This window comes from Streptomyces sp. NBC_01433 (assembly GCF_026340105.1).
Lineage (GTDB): Bacteria > Actinomycetota > Actinomycetes > Streptomycetales > Streptomycetaceae > Streptomyces.
This window is the reverse complement of record NZ_JAPEPM010000001.1, coordinates 844865-869424: the sequence shown is the minus strand read 5'-3', so window position 1 is coordinate 869424 and position 24560 is coordinate 844865. Positions and strand designations below refer to the sequence as shown.

The 24560-nt window shown below is 71.6% G+C and carries 19 protein-coding genes; 14 read left to right on the top strand and 5 right to left on the bottom strand.

Annotated elements, in window-relative coordinates:
• Positions 1-142: 142 nt before the first annotated feature.
• From OG413_RS03740 to nudC, 5 genes are all read left to right on the top strand, one after another.
• Complete coding sequence (locus tag OG413_RS03740) at positions 143-628, top strand: MGMT family protein (protein WP_323137906.1); 486 nt, start codon at positions 143-145, stop codon at positions 626-628.
• A gap of 402 nt (positions 629-1030) precedes the next feature.
• Positions 1031-4597 carry an ATP-dependent DNA helicase gene (locus tag OG413_RS03735; protein WP_266802980.1) on the top strand — a complete coding sequence of 1189 codons (3567 nt, stop codon included), beginning with the start codon at positions 1031-1033 and terminating at the stop codon, positions 4595-4597.
• Positions 4598-4653: 56 nt separating this feature from the next.
• Complete coding sequence (locus OG413_RS03730) at positions 4654-8211, top strand: ATP-dependent DNA helicase (RefSeq protein ID WP_266802979.1); 3558 nt, start codon at positions 4654-4656, stop codon at positions 8209-8211.
• Positions 8212-8221: 10 nt separating this feature from the next.
• On the top strand, positions 8222-9628 hold the full coding sequence (locus tag OG413_RS03725; RefSeq protein WP_266802978.1) for a dipeptidase: 1407 nt from the start codon (positions 8222-8224) through the stop codon (positions 9626-9628).
• 44 nt (positions 9629-9672) lie between these two features.
• A complete protein-coding gene (gene nudC, locus OG413_RS03720; protein ID WP_266802977.1) occupies positions 9673-10629 on the top strand; it encodes an NAD(+) diphosphatase in 957 nt (318 codons plus the stop codon).
• Positions 10630-10714: 85 nt separating this feature from the next.
• Here nudC and OG413_RS03715 read toward each other — a convergent pair whose 3' ends face one another.
• On the bottom strand, positions 10715-10969 hold the full coding sequence (locus OG413_RS03715; RefSeq protein WP_266802976.1) for a glutaredoxin domain-containing protein: 255 nt from the start codon (positions 10967-10969) through the stop codon (positions 10715-10717).
• A 310-nt stretch (positions 10970-11279) separates the two neighbouring features.
• On the opposite strand from OG413_RS03715, the gene OG413_RS03710 reads away from it, so the two are divergent.
• The 5 genes from OG413_RS03710 to OG413_RS03690 all read left to right on the top strand — a co-directional run bounded on the left by OG413_RS03710 (position 11280) and on the right by OG413_RS03690 (position 15338).
• Positions 11280-13499, top strand: coding sequence for an ATP-dependent DNA helicase UvrD2 (locus OG413_RS03710; protein ID WP_266802975.1), 2220 nt, complete (start codon positions 11280-11282; stop codon positions 13497-13499).
• 166 nt (positions 13500-13665) lie between these two features.
• Positions 13666-13995, top strand: coding sequence for a hypothetical protein (locus tag OG413_RS03705; RefSeq protein ID WP_266802974.1), 330 nt, complete (start codon positions 13666-13668; stop codon positions 13993-13995).
• A 173-nt stretch (positions 13996-14168) separates the two neighbouring features.
• A complete protein-coding gene (locus tag OG413_RS03700; RefSeq protein WP_266809871.1) occupies positions 14169-14537 on the top strand; it encodes a WhiB family transcriptional regulator in 369 nt (122 codons plus the stop codon).
• A gap of 32 nt (positions 14538-14569) precedes the next feature.
• A complete protein-coding gene (locus OG413_RS03695; RefSeq protein ID WP_266802973.1) occupies positions 14570-14893 on the top strand; it encodes a hypothetical protein in 324 nt (107 codons plus the stop codon).
• Positions 14894-15134: 241 nt separating this feature from the next.
• On the top strand, positions 15135-15338 hold the full coding sequence (locus tag OG413_RS03690) for a hypothetical protein (protein ID WP_266802972.1): 204 nt from the start codon (positions 15135-15137) through the stop codon (positions 15336-15338).
• Between the two features lie 70 nt (positions 15339-15408).
• On the opposite strand, the gene OG413_RS03685 is transcribed toward OG413_RS03690, so the two are convergent.
• Both OG413_RS03685 and OG413_RS03680 read right to left on the bottom strand, forming a co-directional pair.
• Positions 15409-16854: an AarF/ABC1/UbiB kinase family protein gene (locus OG413_RS03685; protein WP_266802971.1), complete on the bottom strand. Its 1446-nt coding sequence runs from the start codon at positions 16852-16854 to the stop codon at positions 15409-15411.
• A 61-nt stretch (positions 16855-16915) separates the two neighbouring features.
• Positions 16916-18061, bottom strand: a complete 1146-nt coding sequence (locus OG413_RS03680; protein ID WP_266802970.1) for a ThiF family adenylyltransferase — start codon at positions 18059-18061, stop codon at positions 16916-16918.
• A 274-nt stretch (positions 18062-18335) separates the two neighbouring features.
• Between OG413_RS03680 and OG413_RS03675 the strand changes: the two genes are divergently transcribed.
• From OG413_RS03675 to OG413_RS03660, 4 genes are all read left to right on the top strand, one after another.
• On the top strand, positions 18336-18959 hold the full coding sequence (locus tag OG413_RS03675; RefSeq protein WP_266802969.1) for a M48 family metallopeptidase: 624 nt from the start codon (positions 18336-18338) through the stop codon (positions 18957-18959).
• Positions 18960-19112: 153 nt separating this feature from the next.
• Positions 19113-20756, top strand: a complete 1644-nt coding sequence (locus OG413_RS03670; RefSeq protein WP_266802968.1) for a TerD family protein — start codon at positions 19113-19115, stop codon at positions 20754-20756.
• Between the two features lie 11 nt (positions 20757-20767).
• The gene (locus OG413_RS03665; RefSeq protein ID WP_266802967.1) at positions 20768-21448 is read left to right on the top strand and encodes an AIM24 family protein; all 681 of its coding nucleotides are present in this window, start codon (positions 20768-20770) and stop codon (positions 21446-21448) included.
• Between the two features lie 19 nt (positions 21449-21467).
• Positions 21468-22223 carry an AIM24 family protein gene (locus tag OG413_RS03660; protein WP_266802966.1) on the top strand — a complete coding sequence of 252 codons (756 nt, stop codon included), beginning with the start codon at positions 21468-21470 and terminating at the stop codon, positions 22221-22223.
• Between the two features lie 173 nt (positions 22224-22396).
• On the opposite strand, the gene OG413_RS03655 is transcribed toward OG413_RS03660, so the two are convergent.
• Entirely contained in the window at positions 22397-22951 is a 555-nt protein-coding gene (locus OG413_RS03655) for an NUDIX hydrolase (RefSeq protein ID WP_266802965.1), read from the bottom strand.
• On the bottom strand, positions 22948-24423 hold the full coding sequence (locus OG413_RS03650) for a zinc-dependent metalloprotease (RefSeq protein ID WP_266802964.1): 1476 nt from the start codon (positions 24421-24423) through the stop codon (positions 22948-22950). Before OG413_RS03650 ends, OG413_RS03655 begins: the two co-directional genes overlap by 4 nt.
• Positions 24424-24560 lie beyond the last annotated feature (137 nt).

Sequence of the window (24560 nt, the reverse complement as noted above, 5' to 3'; positions counted from 1 at the left end):
GGCACGGGCCGCAGACAGAGGGGGGCATCAGGGTGCGTCGCACAGGTGCGAGATGCGCAAGATACGCTCCTTTGTGCCCGCGCGCACGCTCCGTGCGCGGCCGGACACGGATTCGGCGGCACTGTCGGTGGCATACGGCAGGATGGACCGGATGAGCGAAGACCGGGAGACCCAGGACCGGGCGAGCGGGGGCGGTACCGACTCGGCACCGCTCGGCGCAGAGCTGCCGGAGTACGCGGAGCGGGTCCTCGATGTCGCCGACCTGATCCCGCCCGGCCGCGTCATGACGTACGGCGATGTCGCGGAATGGCTGGGCGACGGCGGCCCCCGGCAGGTCGGCCGGGTCATGGCGCTGTACGGCTCCGCGGTGCCGTGGTGGCGCGTGGTGCGGGCCGACGGGGCGTTGCTCCCCGGCCACGAACTGCGGGCGCTGGACCATTACCGCGAGGAAGGCACCCCGCTGCGCGAGGCGTCCCGCGCCGCCGCCGGGCATGTGCCGCGCCTCGACATGAGACAGGCGCGATGGGACGGGGCGACCGGCCCCACCGGCGGGGCGGGCGGTACGGGTGCCGTCGGCGGAGGCGGCGGGACCCACGGTCCCGACGGGGGCGAGGAAGCTCACATCTGACAGCTTCGGCCATCCGGCCCTCCCAGGGGCGGCGCCGGGCGCGTACGGGAAACGCGTCGGGGTCCCGGACCGGCCCGGTCGACCGCCCGAGGCGCCCCCGACCGGCCTGTCGGCCCCGAACGGTCCACATGACCTCCTCCGGCCGTCGGACCTGATCGTTCCGGCAGACCTGACCGTCCCGTCGGACCTGATCGTTCCGGCAGACCTGACCGTCCCGTCGGACCCGATCCTCCCGGCAGACCTGATCGTTCCGGCCGTCCGTACGACCTCGGCCGACAGGACACGTGACGAGGGACGCAACGGACTCGCTGCCTCCCGCGCCACCGCTGGCGTAGCGTCGTCAACGCGCGGCACGCTCCGCCCCTCTCCTCACCAGTACACCCACCAGGACCGGCGACCCACGTGAGCTCCTCCTCTTTCACCCGGCACAGTCCGCACCGTGAGACACGGCAGCGGACCCCGGGCGCGTACCGACTGGTGCGCACCCCGCCGGGTTCTGTGGATCCCCCCCTCCTGGACGCGAGCCAACGCGCGGTGGTTGATCACCGGGGCGGCCCGCTGCTCGTCCTCGCCGGACCCGGTACGGGCAAGACCACCACGCTCGTCGAGGCCGTCGCGGCCCGCGTGACCGCGGGCGCCGACCCGGCCCGCATCCTGGTCCTCACCTTCAGCCGCAAGGCCGCCGTGGAGCTGCGCGACCGGATGGCGGCCCGGCTCGGCGCCGCCCGGGGCCCGCAGGCCACCACGTTCCACTCCTACTGCTACGCCCTGGTCCGCGCTCATCAGGACGCCGATCTGTTCGCCGATCCGCTGCGTCTGCTGTCCGGCCCGGAACAGGACGTCACCGTGCGCGAGCTGCTGGCCGGGCAGCTCGACCTGGAGAAGGCCGGCCTCGCCCACGTCCGCTGGCCGGACGAACTGCGGGCCTGCCTGACCACGCGCGGGTTCGCCGACGAGGTACGTGCGGTGCTGGCACGCAGCCGCGAGCTGGGCCTCGGTCCGGACGCGCTGGCCGCCTTCGCGCGCCGTACGGGCCGCCCGGACTGGAGCGCGGCGGCCCAGTTCCTCGCGGAGTACCTGGACGTGCTCGACGCGCAAGGGGTCCTGGACTACGCGGAGCTGGTGCACCGCGCGGTGCTGCTCGCCGAGCGCCCCGAGGTGTCCGAACTGCTGGCCGGGCGGTACGACGCGGTGTTCGTCGACGAGTACCAGGACACGGACCCGGCGCAGGTGCGGCTGCTGCACGCGCTGGCCGGGAACCGCGGGCGCGGCCCCGGCATGGGCGGCGGCCGGACGCTGGTCGCCTTCGGCGACCCGGACCAGTCGATCTACACCTTCCGGGGCGCCGACGTGAACGGCATCCTCGACTTCCCGGACACCTTCCGGCGCGCGGACGGGGAGGCCGCTCCCGTCGGCGTCCTCACCACGTCGCGCCGCTCCGGCGCCGGGCTGCTCGCCGCGACCCGGCTGCTCACCCGCCGGATGCCGCTGAACCGCCTCCCGGCGGCCAAGGTGCGCGCCCACCGCGAGCTCACCGCCGTCCGCGAGGGCGGCCACGTCGAGACGTACACCTATCCGACCGCGTCCACGGAGCTCGACAACATCGCGGACCTGCTGCGTCGCGCGCACCTGGAGGACGGGGTTCCGTGGCACGAGATGGCCGTGCTGGTACGGGCCGGTGGCCGCTCGATCCCCGCGGTCCGCCGCGCTCTCACCTCGGCCGGAGTGCCCCTGGAGGTGGACGGCGACGATCTCGCGCTGCGTCACGAACCGGCCATCGCCCCGCTCCTGACCGCGCTGCGCACGGTGGCCACGGCCGCCCTCCAGCGCCCGGCCCCGGAACCGCGTACGGAGAAGGAGTCCGGGGACGCCACCGCAGCCGCGGCGCCCGACGAAGCCGAAGCGGTCGCCGTCGCCGATGCCGATGGCGAAGCCCTCGCCGAAGCCGATGCCCTCACAGATGCCGCCGATGCCGAAGAAGGCGACGCCGAGCCCGGCCGCCACACGGAGGTCGACGCGGAGGCCGACGCCGAGCCCGTCTCAGCGTCGGCCACAGCACCCGCCACAGCGCCCGGCACCGTCCCCGGGCCGGCGTCCTGGCTGGACACCGAGACCGCCCTCGCCCTCCTCACCTCCCCCCTCGGCTCCATGGACGCCGCCGACCTGCGCCGCCTCGGCCGGGCCCTGCGCGACGAGGAGCGGGCCGCCGGGAACCGCGTTCCCGCGCCCTCCGGCGAGCTGCTGGCCCGCGCACTCGCCGAGCCCGAGCGGCTCGTGGCGCACGATCCGGCGTACGCCCGCGGAGCCCAGCGCCTCGGGATCCTCCTGCGCAAGGCCAGGGAACTCCTCGAAGGCGGCGGCACCGCGGAGGAGGCCCTGTGGACCCTGTGGAACGGCACCCCGTGGCCGACCCGGCTGGAGCGGGCCGCGCTGCGCGGCGGCGCCGGAGGCCGTAACGCCGACCGTGACCTCGACGCCGTCTGCGGCCTCTTCGAGACCGCCGCGCGCGCCGAGGGGCGGACCGGCGGGCGCGGGGCGCTCAACTTCCTGGAGGAGGTCGACGCGCAGGACATCGCCGCGGACACCCTCTCCAGGCGGACCGTGCGCCCCGAGGCCGTACGCCTGATGACCGCCCACCGCTCCAAGGGCCTGGAGTGGCGCCTGGTCGTCGTCGCCGGGGTGCAGGAGGGGCTCTGGCCCGACCTGCGCCGCCGCGGATCCCTCCTGGAGGCGGACCGGATCGGCCGCGACGGCCTCGCCGAACCCCTCACCCCCGGCGCCCTCCTCGCCGAGGAGCGCCGCCTCTTCTACGTCGCCGCGACCCGCGCCCGCGAACGACTCGTCGTCACCGCGGTCAAGGCCCCCGCCGACGACGGCGACCAGCCGTCCCGCTTCCTGACCGAACTGGGCGTCGAGCCCCGCGACATCACCGGCCGGCCCCGCCGCCCCCTCGCCGTCGCCGCGCTCGTCGCCGAACTCCGCGCCACGACGGTCGACCCCGCCGCCTCCGACGTCCTGCGCGACGCCGCCGCCCAGCGGCTCGCCCGGCTCGCCGCGCTCAACGACGACGAGGGCCAGCCGCTCGTCCCCGCGGCTCATCCGTACCGCTGGTGGGGCCTGTACGAGCCGACCCGCTCCGCCGTGCCGCTGCGCGACCGGGACCAGCCCGTCGCGCTCTCCGGCAGCGCGCTCGACCAGCTCGCCAACACCTGCGCCCTCCAGTGGTTCCTGGGCCGCGAGGTGAAGGCCGACGCCCCGGCGACGGCCGCGCAGGGCTTCGGCAACGTCGTGCACGTACTGGCCGACGAAGTGGCCTCCGGCCGCACCCCCGCCGACCTGGCCGTCCTCATGGAGCGCCTCGACTCCGTCTGGAACGGCCTGGTCTTCGACGCGCCCTGGAAGTCCGAGCAGGAGAAGGACCACGCCCGCGCCGCCCTCGAACGCTTCCTGCGCTGGCACGTCATGGACCGGGCCGGCCGCACACCCGCCGTCAGCGAGCACGACTTCGACGTGACGCTCGAAGCGGGCGAGTACGCGGTCCGCATCCGCGGCTCGATGGACCGGGTCGAACAGGACGCCGAGGGCCGGGCGTACGTCGTCGACTTCAAGACCGGCAAACAGTCGCCCACGAAGGACGAGGTGGCCGTCCACCCCCAGCTCGCCGTGTACCAGCTGGCCGTCCGCGAAGGCGCCCTCGACGAGGTGTTCGACGGGCAGCGGCCGGACTCCGGGGGCGCCGAACTCGTCCAGCTGCGGCAGCCCGCCCCGAAGAAGGAGGGCGGCGACGCCCTCCCCAAGGTCCAGGCCCAGGAGCCGCTGTCCGGCGCGTGGGTCTCCGACCTGCTGGCGACGGCCGCGGGGCGGGTCCTGGACGAACGGTTCACGCCCACGACCGGCCAGCACTGCACCCACTGCGCCTTCCGGGCCTCGTGCAGCGCGCAGCCGGAGGGCCGCCAGGTCGTGGAGTAGCCGACGAGCGCCACGGGGCGCGGCACGTTGTCAGTGCGTCCGGTTACGGTTCTTGGGTGTCCTCACGCCTCACCGATCCCGAGCAGCTCAAGGAGCTCCTCGGGATCCCCTTCACCCCGGAGCAGACGGCCTGCATCACCGCGCCGCCCGCCCCGCAGGTGATCGTGGCCGGAGCCGGGTCGGGGAAGACCACGGTGATGGCCGCCCGCGTGGTCTGGCTGGTCGGGACCGGGCAGGTCGCCCCCGAGCAGGTCCTCGGCCTGACCTTCACCAACAAGGCGGCGGGTGAACTGGCCGAGCGGGTCCGCAGGGCGCTGGTCGCCGCCGGGGTCACCGACCCGGACACCATCGACCCGGACAACCCGCCGGGCGAGCCCAGCATCTCCACCTATCACGCCTTCGCCGGCCGGCTCCTCACCGAACACGGCCTGCGGATAGGGCTCGAACCCACCACCCGGCTCCTCGCCGACGCCACCCGCTACCAGCTCGCCGCCCGCGTGCTGCGCGAGGCGCCCGGCCCCTATCCGGCCCTGACCAGGTCGTTCCCCACCCTGGTCAGCGATCTGCTGGCGCTCGACGCCGAGCTCGCCGAGCACCTCGTACGCCCCGAACAGCTCGCGCGCCACGACACCGACCTCCTCCACGCGCTGGAGACGGCCAGGCTCACCAACGCGGAGCTGCGCAAGATCCCCGAGACCGCCGAGGCCCGGCGCGAACTCCTCGGGCTGACCGAGCGGTACCGCACCGCCAAGCGCGGCCGGGACCTCCTCGACTTCGGCGACCAGATCGCCCTCTCCGCCGAGCTGGCCCTCACCAGGCCCGAGACCGGCACCATCCTCCGCGAGGAGTTCCGGGTCGTCCTGCTCGACGAGTACCAGGACACCTCCGTCGCCCAGCGCCGGCTGCTCTCCGCCCTCTTCGGCAACGGCCCCGAGGGGGCGACCGGCCACGCGGTGACCGCCGTGGGCGACCCCTGCCAGGCGATCTACGGCTGGCGCGGCGCCTCCGTCGCCAACCTCGACGACTTCCCGCTCCACTTCCCGCACCCCGACGGCACCCCCGCCACCCGCTACAGCCTCAGCGAGAACCGGCGCAGCGGCGGCCGCCTCCTGCACCTCGCCAACGGCCTCGCCGACCCGCTGCGCGCCATGCACGAGGGCGTCGAGGCCCTGCGCCCCGCGCCCGGCGCCGAGCGCGACGGAACCGTCCGCTGCGCCCTGCTCCGTACGCACACCGAAGAGATCGACTGGCTCGCCGACTCGCTCGCCCACCTCGTTACGACGGGCACCCCGCCCGGTGAGATCGCCGTGCTGTGCCGCACCGCCGGGGACTTCCCGCAGATCCAGGCGGCGCTCGTCGCCCGCGACGTCCCGGTCGAGGTCGTCGGCCTGTCCGGACTGCTGCACCTGCCGGAGGTCGCCGACCTCGTCGCCGTCTGCGAAGTCCTCCAGGACCCGGGGGCCAACGCCTCCCTGGTCCGGCTGCTCACCGGACCGCGCTGGCGGATCGGCCCCCGTGACCTCGCTCTGCTCGGCCGCCGCGCCCGCCTCCTCGTCCACCACGCCTCCCACGCGGACGACGAGGACTTCGATCCCGACCGCCGCCTCGCGGAAGCCGTCGAGGGCATCGACCCGGCCGAGGTGATCTCCCTCGCCGACGCCCTGGACACGTTCCTGGTCGCGGGCGACGCCCAGGACGACGGGCTGCCGTTCTCCGCAGAGGCCCGAGTCCGCTTCGCCCGCCTCGCCGGCGAACTGCGTGACCTGCGACGCTCGCTGGCCGACCCCCTCATGGACGTGCTGCACCGGGTCCTCGCCACCACCGGCCTCGAAGTCGAGCTGTCCGCGTCCCCGCACGCCCTCGCCGCCCGCCGCCGCGAGACCCTCGCCAACTTCCTCGATACGGCGGCGGGCTTCGCGGCCCTCGACGGCGAGGCCACCCTGCTGGCCTTCCTCGGCTTCCTGCGCACCGCCGCGCAGTACGAGAAGGGCCTGGACAACGCCCTGCCCGGCGGCGAGAACACCGTCAAGGTCCTCACCGCGCACAAGTCCAAGGGCCTGGAGTGGGACGTCGTCGCCGTGCCCGGACTGGTCACCGGACAGTTCCCCAGCACCCAGTCACGGGACGCCTGGACCTCGCAGTCCAAGGTCCTGCCGCACACCCTGCGCGGCGACGCGGCCACCCTCCCGGTCATCTCCTCCTTCGACGCCAAGGGGCTCAAGGCGTTCAAGGAGGAGATGAAGGAGCATCAGCACACCGAGGAGCTCCGCCTCGGCTATGTCACCTTCACCCGCCCCCGCTCGCTGCTCCTCGGCTCCGGCCACTGGTGGGGACCGTCCCAGAAGAGGACGCGCGGCCCGTCCGCCTTTCTCCACGCGCTGTACGAGCACTGCGCCGCCGGATACGGCGAGATCGAGTCCTGGGCCGACGAACCGGCCGAGGACGAGGAGAACCCGGCACTGGCGGAGCGGGACGCCGATCAGGCATGGCCGCTCCCGCTGGACGACACCGCGCTGGCCCGCCGCCGCGCCGCACGGGACACGGTGCTGGCCCACCTGGAGTCCCTGGCCGCCGCCGGGCCCGTACCGGCGGACGACGACGGCCGCCCCGGGACCCCGCACGACGACCCGTTCGACGACGTCTTCGGCGACTCCCTCGGCGACGCTTCCGGTGACCCGCTCGGTGACCTGTTCGCGGGGGAGGAGCTGGACTGGGACGATCTGCCGACCGAACGACCAGGGGAAGCTCCGCACGTACCCGCAGCGCGCCAAGGGGACGACGGAGAGAGCGGGGGCAGCGGAGGCAGAGGAGACAGAGGAGACAGAGGAGAGAGCGGGGGCAGCGGAGACCACACCGGCCACGCAGACCACGGGGACCCCACGGACCACGAGGACCCCGCCCGCCCCCCCTCGCTCACCCCGGAGGAAGCGCGCACCCTCGCCTCCTGGGACCGCGATCTGGACGCCCTCGCCGGGGAGCTGCGTCGCTCCCGCGCCACCGTGCGCGACGTCCTCGTACCCGCCTCGCTCTCCGCCACCCAGTTGCTGCGCCTGGCCGAGGACCCCGACGCGTTCGCCCGGGAGCTGGCCCGGCCCATGCCGCGTCCGCCCCAGCCCGCCGCCCGCCGGGGCACCCGCTTCCACGCCTGGGTGGAGTCCCGGTTCGAGGAGGTGCCGCTGCCCATGCTCGGCCCCGACGAACTGCCGGGCGGCGACGAGAGCGACGCGGAGATCGCCGACGAGCGCGACCTCGCCGCGCTCAAAGAGGCGTTCGAGCGCACGGAGTACGCCCGCCGCACCCCGTACCGCGTCGAGACGCCGTTCCAGATCACGCTGGCGGGCCGGGTGATCCGGGGCCGGATCGACGCGGTGTACCGCACGGGTGACACGTACGAGATCGTGGACTGGAAGACCAGCCGCCACCGCTCGGCCGATCCCCTCCAGCTCGCCGTCTACCGGCTGGCCTGGGCCGAGCTGCACGACCTGCCGCTCGACTCGGTCACCGCGACGTTCCTCTATGTACGCAGCGGGGAGACCGTTCACCCCGCCGGGCTGCCGGGCCGGGCCGAGCTGGAGCGGCTCCTGCTGGACGAGCCACCTCCGCCGGGCCGATAGGCTCAACAGCATGAGCGACACCCCGGACAGCGCCGTCCGTACGTACACCGAACAGCACCGCACAGCCTTCCTCGACGACCTCGCCGAGTGGCTGCGCATCCCGTCCGTATCCGCGCAGCCGGAGCACGAAGGGGACGTACGGCGCAGTGCCGAGTGGCTGACCGCGAAGCTCAAGGAGACCGGCTTCCCGGTCGCCGAGATCTGGGAGACCCCCGGTGCCCCGGCGGTGTTCGCCGAATGGCCATCCGACGACCCGGACGCCCCGACCGTCCTCGTCTACGGCCACCACGACGTGCAGCCCGCGGCCCGCGAGGACGGCTGGGACACCGACCCGTTCGAGCCGGTGATCCGCGACGGCCGGATGTACGGGCGCGGCGCGGCCGACGACAAGGGCCAGGTGTTCTTCCACACGCTCGGCGTCCGGGCGCACCTCGCCGTCACCGGCCGCACCACCCCCGCCGTGCACCTCAAGCTGCTGATCGAGGGCGAGGAGGAGTCGGGCTCCCCGCACTTCCGCGCCCTGGCCGAACAGCGGGCGGCCCGCCTCGCCGCCGACGCGGTGATCGTCTCCGACACCGGCATGTGGGACGAGACGACACCGACCGTCTGCACCGGAATGCGTGGTCTGGCCGAGTGCGAGATCGAGCTGTACGGCCCCGAGCAGGACATCCACTCCGGATCGTTCGGCGGCGCGGTGCCCAACCCCGCGACCGCCGTCGCCCGCCTCGTCGCGGCCCTCCACGACGACCGGGGCCGGATCGCGGTCCCCGGTTTCTACGACGGTGTGGCAGAGCTCACCGACACCGAGCGCGCGCTCTTCGCCGAGCTGCCCTTCGACGAGGCCACCTGGCTGCGTACCGCCGGATCGCACGCCGCGTCCGGCGAGGCGGGGTATTCCACCCTGGAGCGCGTCTGGGCCCGCCCCACCGCCGAGGTCAACGGCATCGGCGGCGGCTACCAGGGTGCGGGCAGCAAGACGATCATCCCCTCCTCGGCCATGGTGAAGATCAGCTTCCGGCTGGTCGCCGGCCAGGAACCCGAACGTGTCCAGCAGGCCGTGCTGGCCTGGGCCGAGACACAGATCCCGGCCGGTGTCCGTCACCGGATCACCTTCTCGCCCGCCACCCGCCCCTGTCTGACCCCGCTGGACCACCCCGCCCTCCAGGCCGTGGCCCGCGCGATGGGCAGGGCCTTCGGCAAGAAGATCCTCTTCACCCGCGAAGGGGGCTCGGGCCCCGCCGCGGACCTTCAGGACGTCCTCGGCGCACCCGTTCTCTTCCTGGGCATCTCCGTACCGTCCGACGGCTGGCACGCCCCCAACGAGAAGGTCGAACTGGACCTTCTGCTCAAGGGAGCGGAGACAACCGCCCACCTGTGGGACGAGCTGAGGGTCTCGCTGCCCGCGGCACTCCGCTGAATCCTCTGAACACCCGATCCATCCCGGGGGAGTAGGAAGCACCTGTGAGCACCTTCGACAACGCCACCGCAGACCGCCCGATCGGTCTCACCGCGCCCAGCGGTATCGACCGCGCCGCACATCACCGCCTCGACGAGGCGTGGCTGTCCGTCGCCTGGAGCCACCCGACGACCAGGGTCTTCGTCGTCTCGGGCGGGCAGGTGCTGATCGACGACACGGACGACGGCGGCTCCGCGATCGTCATGACCCCGGCCTTCGAGGCGCCGGTCACCGAGACCCACCGCTACTTCCTCGGCACCGATGAGGACGGCGTCAGCTACTTCGCGCTCCAGAAGGACTCCCTGCCCGGCCGCATGGACCAGTCCGCGCGCCCGGCAGGTCTGCGCGAGGCCGGACTGCTCCTCGGCGCCCGCGACGCGGGCCTGATGGTGCACGCGGTGGCCCTGGAGAACTGGCAGCGCCTGCACCGCTTCTGCTCCCGCTGCGGCGAGCGCACCGTCATCGCGGCGGCCGGACACATCCGCCGCTGCCAGGCGTGCGGCGCCGAGCACTACCCGCGTACCGACCCGGCCGTGATCATGCTGGTCACGGACGACCAGGACCGCGCCCTGCTGGGCCGCCAGGTGCACTGGCCGGAGGGCCGCTTCTCGACGCTCGCTGGTTTTGTGGAGCCTGGGGAGTCGATCGAGCAGTCCGTGGCGCGCGAGGTGTACGAGGAGGCGGGCATCACGGTCGGCGAGGTCGAGTACATCGCCAGCCAGCCCTGGCCGTTCCCGTCGAGCCTGATGCTCGGCTTCATGGCGCGGGCGACCTCGTCGGAGATCGACGTGGACGGCGAGGAGATCGAGGAGGCCCGCTGGTTCTCCCGCGAGGACCTCACGGCCGCCTTCGAGTCGGGCGAGATCCTGCCCCCGTTCGGCATCTCGATCGCGGCCCGTCTGATCGAGCTCTGGTACGGCAAGCCGCTGCCGAAGCCCGGCAGCGCGACCCGGACGAACTGACCGCGCTCCGTAGACGCACCACGAACACGACTGCCCCCTTCCGGCCAGTGCCGGAAGGGGGCAGTCGATGCGGGCGGAGGGTGCGTCAGACGGCCAGCGCCTGCTTCACCTGGGCCAGCGAGGGGTTCGTCATGACCGACTCGGTGCCGGAGGGCGCGACGACGAGAAGCGTCGGAACCGTCTGGTTTCCGCCATTCGCCTTCTCGACGAAGGCCGCCGAATCCGGGTCGTGCTCGATGTTGACCTCGGTGTACGCGATGCCTTCGCGGTCCATCTGGCCCTTGAGCCGGCGGCAGTAGCCGCACCACGTGGTGCTGTACATCGTCACAGTGCCCGGCATGTCGCTCGCGCTCCTCTGTCTCGTCCGTCTCGCTGCAAAGCTGGAAGCTGAAAAGTGCGTTCCCGCACGCAGTGGAACGTACGGGACCCGGCCACCATTCCCGCAACGGGGCTGGAACACCGCGCGAGCGACGGGGCTGGGCCGTGGGGCGCAGCACGCGTGATGGGTGTGCGGGGCCGGTACGCGGATTCGGTACGTGTGGTGGGTACGCGCGATGTGTACGAGGGATCGGCCGTGGTTAGTACGACAGATGCGGCACCCCTGTGGACAACCTCCGCACCAGCCCCTCGCGACCTGGCAGCATGGCGGGGTGACAGCAGCAACGCATTCCACCCTCTTCCCACAGGTCCCCGAGTCCCCGGATGCCGTGCTCGACGGGCTCGACCCCGAGCAGCGCGAGGTGGCTCTGGCGCTGCACGGACCCGTGTGCGTGCTGGCCGGAGCCGGTACGGGCAAGACGCGAGCGATCACGCATCGCATCGCGTACGGGGTGCGGGCGGGGATCATCCAGCCGACGACCGTGCTCGCTGTCACGTTCACCAACCGGGCCGCGGGCGAGATGCGCGGTCGGCTCCGGCAGCTCGGTGCCACGGGGGTGCAGGCCCGGACCTTCCACTCCGCGGCGCTGCGGCAGCTCCAGTATTTCTGGCCGAAAGCAGTCGGTGGCGAGCTGCCCCGCCTGCTGGAACGCAAGGTACAGCTGGTCGCCGAGGCGGCGGCCCGCTGCCAGCTCCGGCTCGACCGCAATGAGCTGCGGGACGTCACGAGCGAGATCGAGTGGGCCAAGGTCACCCAGACCGTGCCCGCCGACTATCCGGCCGCGGTCGCCAAGACCCAGCGGGACGCGCCGCGCGATCCGGCGGTGCTCTCCCAGATCTACGCGATGTACGAGCAGCTGAAGCGCGACCGTTCGGTGATCGACTTCGAGGACGTGCTCCTTCTCACCGTCGGCATCCTCCAGGACCGGCACGACATCGCCGACCACGTGCGCGGCCAGTATCAGCACTTCGTCGTCGACGAGTACCAGGACGTCAGCCCGCTCCAGCAGCGGCTGCTCGACCTCTGGGTGGGCGACCGGGACAATCTGTGCGTCGTCGGCGACGCCAGCCAGACCATCTACTCCTTCACCGGGGCCACCCCCGACCACCTGCTGAATTTCCGCACCCGCCATCCGAACGCGACCGTGGTGAAGCTGGTGCGGGACTACCGCTCCACACCCCAGGTCGTCCACCTGGCCAACGGACTGCTGAGCCAGGCCCACGGCAAGGCGGCCGAGCACCGGCTCGAACTGGTCTCGCAGCGCGACAAGGGCCCCGAACCCTCCTACACGGAGTACCCGGACGAACCCGCCGAGGCCGAAGGCACCGCCCGCCGCATCCGCGACCTGATCGCCGCGGGTGTCCCGGCCGGTGAGATCGCCGTGCTCTACCGGGTCAACTCCCAGTCCGAGGTCTATGAGCAGGCGCTGGCGGACGCCGGTGTGCCGTACCAGCTCCGCGGCGCCGAGCGATTCTTCGAGCGCGCGGAGGTACGGGAAGCCGGTGTGGCGCTGCGCGGTGCGGCCCGCGCCGGGGGCAACGACTCGCTGCTCGACGAGGCGGAGGGCCTGCCCTCGCAGGTACGGGCGGTGCTCTCCACGAAGGGCTGGACCAGCAGGCCGCCCGCCGGCTCCGGCGCGGTGCGGGACAAGTGGGAGTCCCTGGCAGCGCTGGTGCGGCTCGCCGAGGACTTCGAAGCGGCCAAGCCGGGGGCGACCCTCTCCGACCTGGTCATGGAGCTGGACGAACGGGCCGCCGCCCAGCACGCCCCCACGGTCCAGGGCGTCACCCTGGCCTCGCTGCACTCGGCGAAGGGCCTGGAGTGGGACGCCGTGTTCCTGGTCGGCCTCACCGAGGGCATGATGCCGATCGCGTACGCCAAGACCGACGAACAGGTCGAGGAGGAGCGGCGCCTGCTGTACGTCGGGATCACCCGGGCCCGCTTCCACCTCTCGCTGTCCTGGGCGGTGTCGCGCTCACCCGGCGGCCGCGCGAGCCGTCGTCCGACCCGCTTCCTGAACGGGCTGCGGCCGGGTTCGGCGGGGCTCGGCGCCCGGGGCGGCACGGGCGGCACCGGCGGCATCGACCGGGGCTCCGGCACTGCGGGCGGCGGCGGCCGGGCGCCGGTGATCAAGCGGAAGCACCGGGGGCCGGTGCTGTGCCGGGTCTGCGGCAAGACCCTCACCCAGGCCGGTGAGATGAAGCTGATGCGCTGCGAGGACTGCCCCTCCGACATGGACGAGGCGCTGTACGAGCGGCTGCGCGCCTGGCGCGCGGGCCAGGCGGAGGGGCTGCGGCAGCCCGCCTACTGCGTGTTCACGGACAAGACGCTGATGGCGATCGCCGAGGCGGTGCCGGGCAGCGAGGGCGAGCTGGTCGTCATTGCCGGGGTCGGGAACCGCAAGTTGACCCGCTTCGGTGCCGATGTGCTGGCCATCTGCGCAGGTGAGGCCCTGGATGAGGAGGACGCGGAGGGTGCCGACGAGGAGTGAGGGAAACTCGTCGGGAAAATAGTTTGCGCCCGCCCCAGTCATCACCATAGGTTCTTAACCACGGGAACAGCGTCTTCTCTGAAGCCCTGATTCCGTGCTGTACTTATCCGAATACGCAGGACCGGTCCCGGCCGGTCCCCCGAGACGCCGAGAGGAGGCGATTTCTGTGATCAGCATCATCAAGAACGTCAAAATGACCGATCGCTCGGTCGTCTCCGCCTGCTCGCTCGGCCTCGCCTGCTCTTCGGAATCTGTGCTGCGTGGCACCGGTCTGTCCGGCATCTCCGCCGCCGGCCCGCTGTCCCCGGCCAGCCTCCCCGTGACGCGGGAGCGCAATGAGCGACCGACCCAGGCACCGGCAGCAGCAGTAGTGAAGGCGACACAGGCTCAGGCCTATGCCTTTGCGGCAGCCGGTGCAGGAGCCAAGAAGCAGTCGACGCAGCACCACACGATGTGGGCCTTCCGTGGGCCTGAACCCTGGAGTGATCCAGCCTGATCCAGCATCAGGCCGGCGCCTTCAGGGCCGCGGAACCCCACTCGGGATCCGCGGCCCTTTTGTTTTGTCCGAACGGACGAGACGTGACGAAGGAGCCTCGGGACAAGCAGTACCTGGTACCAGCCGCCAACCGGCCAACAGGCCGGCACGACCAGACGAGGACACCACCCACCGTGCAACTCGAAGCGCACGCCCCGTCCGTACCGCCTTCCGACACGATCTCCCCGCCCGGCCTCACGGAGGACTCCACCTTGATTCCGCTCACCGCGCTCACCGCGCTCGACGACGCCATCGAGAACCTCGGCGTGCCCGCCCCCTGCCGTTCCTATGACCCGGAGGTCTTCTTCGCCGAGTCCCCGGCCGATGTCGAGTACGCCAAGTCCCTCTGCCGGACCTGCCCGCTCGTCGAGGCATGCCTCGCCGGTGCCAAGGAGCGGCGCGAGCCGTGGGGCGTCTGGGGTGGCGAGCTCTTCGTGCAGGGCGTCGTCGTCGCTCGCAAGCGGCCGCGTGGCCGTCCGCGCAAGAACCCGGTCGCAGCGTGACCGCCGGCCTGGGGGTCAAGGCCCCCACACGAATGAAGCGCCTCGGAACCATCGACCGTCCCCAGACCCATGACCCTCGGAATCAGGCACCAATGATCACCCCCACGAAGGAGCCCGTCGGCTCCGCCACCCCGGACGTCACCATCATCGGCGCGAACGACTCGCGTCAGAACAGGACCCGCGAGATGCAACTCATCCCAGAAGCCCTGGCTCGTGCGCATATGCACGACCGCCTGCGGGAAGCCGAGGCCGACCGTCAGGCTGTGCGCCTGCTGGCCGCCCGGCGGATGCAGCGCCGTGCGGAGCGCGCCTCGATGCGCGCCCGCCGTGCGCTGGCCATGGCGGTCATGCACTAGCACCGGCAGGCAAAGAGGCCACCCCGCCGCAGTACAGCCGAGAACGCGGTACAGCGAGGACGCGGTACAGGCGAGAAGGCAGTAACTGGCGAGAACGGGCACGGCCCGGAAATACCCGGCTGCTCGGGCAACCGCTCTGCCCGGTGAGCAGCCACCACCCCCACTGCGGGGCCGTCCGAACAGGACGGCCCCGCAGTGCGTTGTGCCGCTCCGCATCGTGCTCCGGAGTTATCGTCACGAGGTGGACGAGGAAACGCACCACCCTGAACAACCGGGCGCCGCGCGTGTGGTGTGCGCCCGCTGCGGAACCGCCGCCGACGGTGAGACGGCCCCGCCGACCTGGATCTGCTCGGTGGAGAACGGGCGCCGCCACTACCTCTGCGACGACTGCGCCCGCACCCACATCAGGTCCATCGAAAGCCGCCTCGACTCCGCCTGGTGGTGAGCAGCCCCCTCGGACCGCTCCGCTGACCCAGCCCCGTCCGGGCCTCCGCCCGCACCGGCCGCACCGGTACCTACACCTCGACGGCCGCGTCCTCCTGCTGGCTCTCCGCCCCGGTCCCTCGCTCGCCGGACTCCTCGCCGGTCTCGTCGCCGGATTCCTCGTCGTACTCCGCGAAGAATCCCGGCAGCCAGGATTCGAGTTCGTCCCGCAGCCGGACCGTCGCCCCCAGCTGGCACAGCACCCCGATCGTGCTCAGCGTCACCCGGTGTATCAGGAGATAGGACGGCGGAAGATTCAGTTGCTTGCCCAGCTGATGGGCGGGGGAGCGCGGATCCGCGATCCGGGCCGCCTGCGTCCGCAGCCAGCCGCGGGTGAAGGTGAACTCCTCCACCTGCGCGGGTTCGATGATCGGCACCAGATAGTCGAGCACCGCGTCCGGTGCGAGGTCGATCGAGTCCTTGACGAACCCCTCTTCCCGAAGCAGCCCGTACACCGCCTCGGCGTCGCCCTCCAGTGTCAGCCGCAGGGAGTCACCGATGTTCCGCGGCAGCCCGCCCGGCAGCCGGTCCACCGTGCCGAAGTCCAGCACCCCGAGCCGCCACTGCCCACCGTCACCGTCACCTTCACCGTCCTCGGCCACCGCGGGCAGCAGCCGGAAGTTGCCCGGATGGGGGTCGGCGTGCAGCAGGCCGGTGCGTGCCGGACCCGAGAAGAGGAAGCGCGCCAGCAACTGTCCCGCGCGGTCCCGCTGCTCCGTCGTTCCCTCCGTGATCACTTCGGACAGCGGAATTCCGTCGATCCACTCCGTCACCAGCACCTGATCGGACTGGTGCACCACCCCGGGGATCACCACATCGGGATCGTCCTCGAACTCCGTGGCGTGCTCTTTCTGGGCCCGCGCCTCCAGTTCGTAGTCCAGCTCCTCGGACACCCGGTCGCGCAGTTCCTTGATGAGGGGCTTGATGTCCATCCCGGGGATCAACGGGCCGAGCAGCCTGGCGAAGCGGCTGAGCTGCGTGAGATCCGAGAGCAGCGCCTCACCCGCGCCCGGATACTGCACCTTCACGGCGACCTCACGGCCGTCGTGCCACACGGCCCGGTGCACCTGCCCGATCGACGCGGCAGCCGACGGCCTGTCCTCGAACTCGTCGAACAGCTCCCGCCAGTCCTCACCGAGCCGTTCCGCGAGCACCCCGTGGACGGTGCGGGTCGGCATGGGCGGCGCCGCTTCCTGCAGTTTGGTGAGTGCGGCCCGGTAGGGGCCCGCGACCTCCTCGGGCAGGGCCGACTCGAAGACGGAGAGGGCCTGGCCGAGCTTCATGGCCCCGCCCTTCAACTCGCCCAAGGTCTTGAACAGCTGGTCCGCCGTGCGCTGCTGCACCTCGCGCGCGACGAGCTCGGCGGACTTGCCACCGATCCGCTTGCCCAGGCCCCAGGTGGCACGGCCGGCGAAGCCGAGCGGGAGCGCGGCCAGTTTGGCGGTACGGGTGACCGCCTTCCGGGGTAGATCAGACATGTGCCCCTCCAGTTCCCAGACTGCCGTGCCGCTTGAGCCTCCGGTATCGCTGCGTCGGCGGTCACCCGGCCATTGTGTCGTGAGCCGATCCGGCCTCGGAAGTGAGTTCCCCCTCAGTCTGCCCAGTCGCACCACAGGAACAGTCGAGGTGCGGTCCGATCCGTTCCGAGCGCCAGTCCAACAGCGGCAGCGCGGCTTCCCACCGGGCACCCGTGCTCCCCGGCAGCTCACCGTCGAGGAAGGACAGGGCGTGCGCCGCCGCCAGACCCGCCACCGCAGTGGCCAGCCCCAGGTCACAGGCCGGTACCGTGCCGCGACGTCCGGACCGCCACTGCATCAGCATCCTCGGCCACTGGTCGTCCTGGTCCGCACGCCGCAGTGCCAGACATCCGGCGCATCCCGTTCCCCCGGGCAGCACGAGCGGGCCGACCACTCCGGTGGCCTCGATCACCCCCGCGTAGAGATGAGGAGTGCCCGAAGCGATCCAGGGCCCGGCCACCGCCGGGTCGGGTGCGTACACCGCGAGGCCGTCCCGAGGGGCGACGACGATCAGGGACAGTCCGGGCTCGCCGCTCCCCGAGGGACGGTCCGTCTCCGCCGCGCGAGGGGACCCGCCGACCGCCGACCGGCGGACCAACTGGCGAGCGGCGCTGTCCCGCCGCTCCCCGACGGCCGCCGCCGGAAGACCCCCGGGCGCGATGTCCCACGGTTCGGTGTGCCCGCCGTCCAGAACGTCGACCCGGCCCACCCCCGAGCCGGACAGCACCGCGGCGATGGCGGCACCGACCCGGCCCGCACCCCTCACCTGGACCCGCATGGCCCGCCGGGCCGCAAGCCGCCGAAGGCCACTGCCCGGCTCCGGATGGACCACGGAGAGTGAGGCCACGTCCGGGCGCTGCCGCTCCATGGCTTCGGCACGGTGACGCAGCGCGTCGGCCCCCGGTCCACCCGCGCGCGGATCGTCGAGCAGCCCCGCCGCGGCCAGCCTCTTCACGAGCGTGTCCACGTGACGGTCCGACAGGTCCAGCGCGCGAGCCTCCTCGCGAAGCAGCGGCAGCCCGCGCGTGCCGTCGAGCAGTTCCAGAAAACTGGCGGTGGCGATATCCAGCGGACCCAGCGTCACCGCATGCGCGGGAGTCACACCGAATTGCACGGTGCTCCGGCCACGCCATGCCCGGCGCAGCGCGGGCTTCAACATCGGATGCATGACTTCTCCCCCGGTCGGTTTCACGAACTCCGCGCACGAGCGGCGCCCGGCCGCTTCGCAAGATCGACAGATCCACGGATCCACAGTGCGGTGATCCGTTGTTCCGCGGTTCCGTAGATCCGTTGTCAGAATGCAGGCCGACGGCGAAGTGTGCGGAAAGTTGTCCACAGGCATGGGGCATTAGTCGTTCAAATGGTGCATGCCGAGGAGTGGATCAGCGCCGAACCGACCCGGAGGCGGGACTTCCCCCACTGACAGCGGGTAACGTCGGGGCGTGCCCGCCGACCCGTCACCCGGATTTGCCGGGGAGACCTCCGCGCGCAGCGCCGGAACCCCTCAGCGCAGCGCGGCCGCCGCCCAGCCCCGCGCCTCGGCGACGAGCGCGGTCGAGGTACGCAGGAGCACCCGCCGCAGAAGAACGGTTTCCGCGTACCGGGAGGGCGGCCGCACGATCGTGCTGATCCCCGCCCGGATGTCGGAGGCGGAGGAGCAGCGCTGGGTGGGCGTGATGCTCGACAAGCTCGCGGCCCAGGAGAGCAAGCGCGTCTTCGGGGACAGCGAGCTGGCGGCGCGCGCCGAGCGGCTGTCCGCCCAGTATTTCGACGGTCGGGCCAGGCCCGTGTCGGTGCGCTGGGTGACCAACCAGAACACCCGGTGGGGGTCCTGCACCCCGGCCGAGGGCAGCATCCGGCTCTCGCACCGGCTGCAGGGAATGCCGGAGTACGTGGTCGACTACGTACTCGTCCATGAGCTGGCCCACCTGCTGGTTCCCGGGCACGGCCCGCGGTTCTGGCGCCTCCTGGAAACGTATCCGCGTACCGAACGGGCCCGTGGCTATCTCGAAGGAGTGGTGGCGGCCGATCAGCTGCCGCACCTGCCCGCCGCACGCGAGGAATGAGAGTCGGCGTACGCGAGGAGTGACGGCCGCCGCACGCGACAGGTGACGTTCGGTGACTCTGTACCGGGTGTGTACCGACTTGGCTCATTGTCGTGGTTTGCGGTTAGCCTGACGCGACGTATTCACCTTCGGGATGGGGGACGGTCGTTACGCATGGCCAGGGAATTCCAACGCGGCCACAAGGCCAAGATCAGTGATCTCACACCAGGGACGGATCTGTACGTAGGTGTGCAGATCGCTGCCCCCGGATTGACCTTCGACATCAGCTGCTTCGGCCTCGACGCCAATGAACAGCTTTCGGACGACCGGTATTTCATCTTCTTCAATCAGCCGAAATCGCCCGAGGAGTCCATTCAGCTGCTCGGTGCCCAGTCCGGTGACACCGAGTCGTTCCGCGTCACTCTCGACCGCATTCCGGCGAACATCCACAGGCTGTCCTTCACCGCGGCTCTCGACGGTGCCGGACAGATGTCGCAGGTCGGCCCCGGATATATCCGGATCGTCGCGGGCGGCGAGGAAGTCGTCAGATACGCCTTCAACGGGTCGGAGTTCACCACCGAGCGCGCGGTCATGCTGGGCGACTTCTATCTCAAGGACGTCTGGCGGTTCGCCGCGGTCGGCCAGGGCTTCGACGGCGGTCTCGACGCGCTGCTGAAGAACTTCGGAGGCGAGGTCGCCGAGGAGGAACCGGCCGCCCCGCAGCCGCAGGCCGCGGCGCCGTCGTTCGCCCCGCCCGCCCAGGTCACCGCCCCACCGGCCTTCGGAGCTCCGCCCGCCCCGCAGGTGCCGCAGCCCGCACCGTCCTTCGGCGCCCCGCCCGCACCCGCCCCCGCGCCGCAGCAGCCGATGCACACCGCGCCGACCATAGCGGCGCCGCTGGCACCGCAGGCGCCGTCCCCGTACGGGCAGCCGGGGCAGCCGCCCCCGCCGCCGCAGTTCGGGCAGGTTCCGGGCCAGGGCGCACCGCCCGCGGCTCCCTATGGACAGCCGGCGCCCGCCCCGTACGGACAGCCGGCTCAGGCGCCGTACGGTCAGCAGGCGCCCGCCTCCTTCGGGCAGCCGGGCCAGGCGCCGTTCGGCCAGCAGCCTCCCGGCGGAATGCCGCCCGGGGTGCCGCAAGGCATCCCGCAGGGCGGTGCCGGTCTGCAGGCGGCTCTCCAGCCCTACAAGGAGACGGCCACCGGGCAGCGCTGGACCCCGCAGAACCAGCAGTTGATGCGGGTCGACCTGACCATGGGCGGCGGCGGTGTGCTCGCCCGGCAGGGCAGCATGGTGATGTATCAGGGCAAGGTCGACTTCGGCTACAAGAGCGCGGGTTTCGCGGGCCGTGTGGTCGGTAACGCCACCGGCCAGGAAATGCAGCTGATGCGCTGTACGGGCAAGGGCCAGGTCTTCCTCGCGGAGGAGGGGTCGCACCTGCACCCCATCGAGCTTCAGGGCGACGGCATCTGCGTCTCCGCGGAGAGCGTCCTCGCCTTCGACGAGTCGCTGCAGTACGAAGTCCGCCGGATCGAGGGCCACGGCATTCCCGGTGGCGCCCTGTTCACCATGCAGTTCCAGGGCACCGGCACAGTGATCGTCAAGACGCACGGAACACCGGTCGTCCTGCCGGTCACCCCGACCACCTTCGCCGACTGCAACGCCGTCGTGGCCTGGTCGTCCGCGTCCCAGGTGATCATCTCCAGCCAGGTCCGGCTGCGCCGCAACGCGTACCCAGGACACAGCGGAGAGACCGTGAACCTCCAGTTCCGGGGAGCCCCCGGCAACTTCATCGTCGTCCAGCCCTACGAGGTCTGAGGGAGCCCGTCATGAATCAGCAACTCGCGGGCTACGCCCCGACCCCCGTCACGGCCCGCATGGAGAACCACGGCAAGACCATGCTCAAGGTCGCCATGGCCTCCGGGCAGGACCTCTACGCGCGTACCGGCTCGATGGTGGCCTACGAGGGCTTCATCCAGTACGAGCCCAACCCGCCGGCCGTCCGGCAGGCCGCCTCCCAGTGGGTCACCGGCGAGGGCACACCCGTCATGAAGTGCTCCGGCGACGGACTGCTCTACCTCGCCGACTACGGCGCAGATGTGGTCGTCATCAACCTCGACAACGACTCCCTCTCGGTCAACGGCACCAACCTCCTCGCCTTCGACGCCCACCTCACCTGGGGTGTCGAGAAGGTCAAGGGTCTCGCCAAGTTCGCAGGTCAGGGGCTGTGGAACGTCGTCATTCAGGGAACCGGATGGGTCGCCATCACCTCCCGGGGCACCCCGATCGTCGTCGACTGCGGACGCGGCGAGGACGAGACGTACGTCGACCCGGACGCGCTGGTCGCGTGGTCCCCGAACCTGAAGGTGAAGGGCAAGCGCAGCTTCAAGGCCGCCTCGCTGATCGGGCGGGGCAGCGGAGAGGCGTACCAGATGGCCTTCTCGGGGCAGGGCATCGTCGTCGTCCAGCCGAGCGAGGACAGTACCGACCGGCTGCGGATCCAGAACTGAGCGGGAGGGAGACAACATCATGCAGAGTCCGCTTTTCAGCCACATCGAGCAGCAGACCCAGGACCGGTACGCGATCCAGAACCCGCAGCTCCTGCGGGTCGCGCTGACCGGCCACGACGACGTCCTCGCCCGCAAGGGCGCCATGGTCGCCTACCAGGGGCTGATGGATTTCGACGGTGAGTACCAGTCGCAGGGACAGCGCCGCGCCCGCGCGAACACCGGTGAGGGCCTCGACCTGATGCGCTGCTCCGGCCAGGGCACCGTCTACCTCGCCAACCTCGCCCAGTACATCCACGTCGTGGATGTCGACCGCGAGGGCATGACGGTGGACAGCGCCTATGTCCTCGCGCTCGACTCCTCGCTGCACACCGAGGTCATCGCGGTGGACAGCCAGTACGGAATCTCAGGCTCCGGCAAGTACCAGCTCAATATCTCCGGCTCCGGCAAGGTCGCCCTCATGACCTCCGGACAGCCGCTGATGATGCAGGTCACCCCGGAGAAGTACGTCAGCGTCGACGCCGACGCGATCGTCGCCTGGTCCAGCTCGCTGCGCGTGCAGATGCAGGCCCAGACGCACTCCACGAGTGTTTTCCGGCGCCGGGGCAACACGGGGGAGGGCTGGGAGCTCAGCTTCCTCGGCCAGGGGTACGCCCTGGTCCAGCCGAGTGAGGTCATGCCCCCGCAGAACGCCCAGATCGGCCAGGGCGCACGCGCCCAGTTCGGCGTGGGCCAGCAGGGCTCGCACGGCCAGAACCAGAACAACGCCTGGAACTGACCGGCACAGTCCGCGACAGCCGGGCAGCGGTAAGGGGCGGCCTATCAGGGGTCGCCCCTTACGCGTGTCCACTTCGGTTACGCGTGTCCACTCCGGCCGGACAGCTCACCCGGTCCGGCCGGTGCGTACGGCCGGACCCCTCGCCCGCGCGGCCGGTGCGTACGGCCGGACAGCTACCGGCTCTGCCCCAGCGCGACGCGTGTCCGCTCCAGCAGCCGAACGACCGACTCGTCGGCCACGGCCGCCACCTCGCCGTAGGCGAACCAGCGCAGGTCCAGCGATTCCTCGCTGATCCGCTCCGTCGCGCCGACCGGAGCCAGGGCGGCGTACTGCACATCGAGATGCCAGTGGCACGGCGAAGGGATCGGGTGCCGGTCCAGGCGCACCGGCCCGCCCGGGAGCAGGGTGAGTCCGGTGATGCCGGACTCCTCCGTCGCCTCACGGAGCGCCGCGGCGCTCAGCGTGGCGTCCTGCGGTTCGCAGTGGCCGCCCATCTGGAGCCACATCCGGAGCTTCTTGTGCAGCGTCAGCAGGACGCGGCCACGCTCCGGATCGACCACCAGGGCGCTGGCCGTCACGTGACCGGCACCGCACGCCTTCCACATGCCGTCCGGATGCCGCGCCAGATGGTCCAGATACACCTGACGCAGCTCTGCCCGGTCCCCGTCCCCGTCCCCGCCCCCGTCGAAGCTTTTCAGTACGAGAACGGCGTCGTCGTGCAGGTTCACTGGTCGCTGTCGCCCTTGCCACCGTTGCCGCCGTCGGCCTTCGGCTCGTCCTTGCCGTCGGTGTCCTCGCTCTTCCGCTCGTCCGCCGGTTCGGCGGCCGGCTTGTGCGACCCCTTCGCGGCCTCGCCGAGCATCTTGTCCAGCTCGGAGAAGTCCAGCTGCTCGTGGTGCACGAAGCCGTCCGGGTCGTCCAGGTCGTGGGCGGTCGGCAGCATGTCGGGGTGCTCCCACAGGCTGTCGCGGCCCTCCAGGCCCCGGGCGTCCGTGAGCGAGGCCCACAGCCGCGAGGCGTCCCGCAGCCGGCGCGGACGCAGCTGGAGGCCGATGAGGGTGGCGAAGGTCTGCTCGGCGGGACCACCGGAGGCGCGGCGCCTGCGCAGGGTCTCGCGCAACGCGTCCGCCGAGGTCAGCCGGGACTTGGCGGCCTCGTGGACCACGGCGTCCACCCAGCCCTCGACCAGGGCCAGGGCCGTTTCCAGGCGGGCCAGCGACGCCTTCTGCTCGGGCGTGTCCTCCGGCTGGAACATGCCCTGCTGAAGGGCGTCCTGAAGCTGCTCCGGCTGCGAGGGGTCGAACTGGCCGACGACGTCCTCCAGCTTGCTGGTGTCGACCTTGATGCCCCGGGCGTATGCCTCGACCGCACCGAACAGATGCGAGCGCAGCCACGGCACATGGGCGAAGAGCCGCTGGTGTGCGGCCTCGCGCAGCGCCAGATACAGCCGCACCTCGTCCTGCGGGACGCTCAGGTCCTTGCCGAACTGTTCCACGTTCAGCGGGAGGAGCGCGGCCTTGCCGGCCGGGCCGAGCGGCAGCCCGATGTCCGTGGAACCGACCACCTCACCGGCGAGAACGCCCACGGCCTGCCCGATCTGCTGGCCGAACATGGCGCCGCCCATCGACCGCATCATGCCGATCAGCGGGCCCGCCATGGCCTGCATCTCCTCGGGCAGCACATCACCCATCGCCAGGCCGACACGCTCGGCCACCGGGTCGACCAGCTGCTTCCACGCGGGAAGGGACGCCTCGACCCACTCCGCGCGGCTCCACGCCACGGTCGAGACCGAACCGGAGGGCAGCGAGGTCACGCCGTCCAGCCAGAGGTCGGCCAGCCGCAGGGCCTCGTCGACAGCGGTGCGCTCCGAAGGCCCGACGCTCGCGTCCTTGGTGCCGTCAGGGGTCCCCTGGGAGACCGTCTGGCGGGCGATCTGCTTGGCCATGTCCCAGTTCACGGGACCGCCCTCGTAGCTCAGCATCTGGCCCAGCTGCTGGAAGGCGGCGCCCAGGTCGTTCGGGTTCATCGTGCCGAACATCGCCGCGAACGGGTTGTCCCCGCCCGCGCCCGGCCCGAAGCCGAACGGGTTCCCTGGCCCGCCCGCGCCCTGCCCACCTTCGGTGGGGTCCTTCTTCTTGCCCTCGTCGCCGTTCTCAGGCTCCTCCGGCGGAAGGCCGAATCCGAATGGGGTGTCACTCACGGGTTTCCTCGGCTCGTAGGGCCGCCGGCTCGAACCGACGGCGACTGCCCGACATCACCATCCAGCGTAGACACCAAGCCCGCTCGGGGCCTCAGTGCTCCGCCTGCTCCCGGCCTGCGGCAGGATGGACGCCACCT

Bases quoted from the DNA above. Each gene is read 5' to 3' on its own strand.
- OG413_RS03725 (WP_266802978.1), top strand. From the start codon at position 8,222: ATGAGCGACACCCCGGACAGCGCCGTCCGTACGTACACCGAACAGCAC.
- OG413_RS03680 (WP_266802970.1), bottom strand. From the start codon at position 18,061: ATGCATCCGATGTTGAAGCCCGCGCTGCGCCGGGCATGGCGTGGCCGG.
- OG413_RS03740 (WP_323137906.1), top strand. From the start codon at position 143: ATGGACCGGATGAGCGAAGACCGGGAGACCCAGGACCGGGCGAGCGGG.
- OG413_RS03665 (WP_266802967.1), top strand. From the start codon at position 20,768: ATGAATCAGCAACTCGCGGGCTACGCCCCGACCCCCGTCACGGCCCGC.
- OG413_RS03660 (WP_266802966.1), top strand. From the start codon at position 21,468: ATGCAGAGTCCGCTTTTCAGCCACATCGAGCAGCAGACCCAGGACCGG.
- OG413_RS03670 (WP_266802968.1), top strand. From the start codon at position 19,113: ATGGCCAGGGAATTCCAACGCGGCCACAAGGCCAAGATCAGTGATCTC.
- OG413_RS03715 (WP_266802976.1), bottom strand. From the start codon at position 10,969: ATGCCGGGCACTGTGACGATGTACAGCACCACGTGGTGCGGCTACTGC.
- OG413_RS03695 (WP_266802973.1), top strand. From the start codon at position 14,570: ATGAAGCGCCTCGGAACCATCGACCGTCCCCAGACCCATGACCCTCGG.
- OG413_RS03685 (WP_266802971.1), bottom strand. From the start codon at position 16,854: ATGTCTGATCTACCCCGGAAGGCGGTCACCCGTACCGCCAAACTGGCC.